4 protein-coding genes are annotated in these 3,082 nt (G+C 41.6%); 1 reads left to right on the plus strand and 3 read right to left on the minus strand.

Annotated elements, in window-relative coordinates; all coding sequences use genetic code 11:
* Positions 1-262 precede the first annotated feature (262 nt).
* A complete protein-coding gene (locus tag V7149_RS23830; protein ID WP_335348056.1) occupies positions 263-1,219 on the plus strand; it encodes a Vgb family protein in 957 nt (318 codons plus the stop codon).
* Positions 1,220-1,512: 293 nt separating this feature from the next.
* Here the strand turns inward: V7149_RS23830 and V7149_RS23835 are convergent, their stop codons facing one another.
* The 3 genes from V7149_RS23835 to V7149_RS23845 form a co-directional block, all read right to left on the minus strand.
* A complete protein-coding gene (locus V7149_RS23835; RefSeq protein WP_335348057.1) occupies positions 1,513-2,028 on the minus strand; it encodes a hypothetical protein in 516 nt (171 codons plus the stop codon).
* A 25-nt stretch (positions 2,029-2,053) separates the two neighbouring features.
* Positions 2,054-2,539, minus strand: coding sequence for a hypothetical protein (locus V7149_RS23840; RefSeq protein ID WP_335348060.1), 486 nt, complete (start codon positions 2,537-2,539; stop codon positions 2,054-2,056).
* A 355-nt stretch (positions 2,540-2,894) separates the two neighbouring features.
* Positions 2,895-3,082 (minus strand): hypothetical protein (locus V7149_RS23845; protein WP_335348058.1); only part of this gene is annotated, 188 nt, incomplete at its 5' end.

Consider the following 3,082-nt stretch of genomic DNA (forward strand, 5'->3'; position numbering starts at 1 on the left):
TACACTCAAAAACCGAATCCTTAACCTAGCTTCTTGAAAGGAGAAAGGTTTTGGTTAGCCGTTACTTTGTTACTGTTCTACGAAACTTATTATAGAAAGTTTTTCATTTACTATTGTTATTAGAGAATTTAAAAATGCATAATTTAGAAATTGTGTTATTTTATCAAGAAGGTTGTCCATTACGGAAAAGCTCTCATTCGAATAAATTAAAGTAGGTAGAAGTTATTTTTCTACTTAAAACTTTTTAGAAGGAGGGATTTTTTTGGGCATTCGCAGAGATTTCCTCTATATTGGTGACGTAGGTGACAACACCGTGAAACGTTTCAACGCAGTTACCGGGGAATTCCATGGCAATTTTGTAACATCAGGAAGCGGTGGCTTAAACGGCCCAAATGGTCTTATTTTTAACCATTTAGGCAATCTCCTTGTCTCCAATCCAAAAGTAGATCAACCCGAGAGCGGAAACGTGTTGAAGTATAATGGAAAGACTGGTGCTTTTCTTAGTGAACTCGTCACTTCTGTCCAAGAAGGCGCCTCGTTTACACCGCGAGGCATCATTCTCACGAACAACAATATCCTGTTTGTGGCAGACTTATTGGGCCCTAGCTCTGATGAAGGGTTTCAGCCAGGAGAAGTAAGATCCTATAATGGCACTACAGGGGAATTTCTAGGCAGTCTCGACCACTCTGGATTCAATGGACCATTTTTTCCACGCAGTCTAGTTATCGGACCAGACGGCTTGCTGTATGTATCCGTCCGTAACATTCCTGATCCGCTTAATGGCTGGGTGCTGCGCTTCGATCCGGAGACAATGGAGTTAATTGATGTATTCATTACGAGCAATAACGTCAACAACCTCCAACGTCCTGAAGGCTTGGTGTTTGGTTCGGACGGTAACCTCTACATCACCAGCTTCCGGGCAGATGAAAATGACACCGACAAAATCCTAGTCTTTGAAGGTAAAACTGGCGCGTTTATCAAAAAGGTTGACCTTGATGTAGTTGGAGAGCCCCGTGCCTTCGCGCAGGCCATTCTGTTCGGGCCGGGAGGAAAACTGTTTGTCCCTATTACGGGAGACGGACCTGATACAGGTTCTGTACGGCGCTACGATGTCGAAAGCGGCTCATTTGATGTATTTGTTCCTTCAGGAATATTAGGAGCGCCATTCTATCTGACGTTTGGCAAAACCGATTCAGCCACGCTGAATTACGAGGAGTAAAATACTAGAAAAATACGAACCGGACCAAGGGCTTCCTATATTAAAAAGTCAAAGGTAAGGTTCTATTGAAGAATAGAAAAAGGCTGCATCCTTGAGGTGCAGCCCGACTTATTTATGTTCAATGACGTACAAAACCTTTTTTTATTCATTTTCCCACCTCAGCTTTTTAAAGTTACGATAGTACGCTGAAGAAGCTATCCTATTGCAAAAAGACATGACCTCTTGTCCCAGGTTCCCCATGTAGACTAGATTTACAAATAAGGGAAAACTTAACGTCCCCATTATGCTGATGGTTATTGAGAAGGAGGCAGCGTAATGGATTGCATATGGCTAGCCTGCAATGATTGAAGGGTTTCCTTCCCAAAAAACTGATTCATTTTATTCTCAATTTCTGTTAGCATCGCGTCATTTTCATGGAGGGTGTCACGGATGCTATCTACAATCTTCATCGCGCTTACCCCGCTGATTTGTTTAGCGACTCGTTCCAGAAGAACCTTTGTATCAACAGAAAATCTCCGTGCAAAGCTATGGCACCTGACCATATTATTCCGAAGAACCTCGGAATATTCAGGTGTAAAAGCACGGCGAATACAGCCCCTCATCCCTGCATAACCGTAAGAAACCTCAGATGCGGCACGATAAAGCAAAATCATTCCATCTGCACGGCTTGATTCAGGATTCAGCCTTAGTTCCGTCATTAACGAAACTAAGCGTTTTACCACTATTGTCCCTCGTTCCGTTGTTTCCCACCAATCTAATAAAAGCCGTTGTTCCTCTTCACTCATCTGAACAGAAGCTTGATGCGGCATTCCTTTTCTCCTCCTAAGTAGTCTACTAAAGACGCGGAATGGCCTGAACGTTTTGGACGCGTTTCAGAATCACATTCCATTCCTTCCCCAAAAGAGCCTTGCCGAACCTGTTAGCTTCATTAATATGGTGTGCTATTTGCTGGTTTAAAAACCGACTTTGCTCGATTAATTCATAGTTTTCAGGTGTCGCTTTTTTTGCTACTAGCTCAAAATTAGGGCTTAATTGTTTTTCACTAATGCGCAATGTATCTAGATCCAAAACAAGCATTTCTTTTCCAAGCGAAATCGTTTCTCCATTGCGGAACCGCCTAATCGTTCCTCTGACTGCATCAAAACCGTAGCCGATGTCAGCTACAGTCGCATGGTACGGATTCAGCCCTGGTGCATTCCGTAACGAAGGAATTATGCGGAAACCCGTCGTAATGGAGCAAACGACTTCCTTAGCAGCCATCCCTTTCTCTAAAGAAGCATCAATAGCATCAAGGTAACCATTCCACTGACCTATATCCATCAATAAATATCCCCCCTTTTCCTCCAAACTTCCCCATACTCATTAAATACGCCTTCAAGGTAGGATATTCAGTCCTATAATGTCCATATGATTAATACTTGGTTTTCTCACAGGTATTTATTCCACCAAAACATAGATAACTTGAAAAAAGAGAGGCCTCTATAGCCTCTCGTTCGTTACTAATAAAGTAGATTGAAGGAGGGGAAATGCCCCCTCAATCTCTCTTTCCTTATCTAATTAATATGTTTCCGTTAAAACTTGTACACTATCATAAAAAGGGAAATCTTTCATAACGCTCGTCATAGACGCTTCATAGTGCGCTTTCTTAACAAGTATTACCGAAAAGAGCACAGCATTATTTGAAAAAACTCATAAAGCTAGAGTATGCAGTCACTAAATCTTTATAGTATCCAACCAATTTATCCATAATAGAGAATTTATTGAAGCTGTTAGTTTCTGTTGCATCTGTTTGATCATTTTCTTGACTTACTTCATCATGTTCAACATCTGTTGCTGCTTGTTCTTCTTGAACAGGTGCTGGAT

This window comes from Bacillus sp. JJ1503 (genome assembly GCF_036965125.1).
GTDB lineage: Bacteria > Bacillota > Bacilli > Bacillales > Cytobacillaceae > Cytobacillus.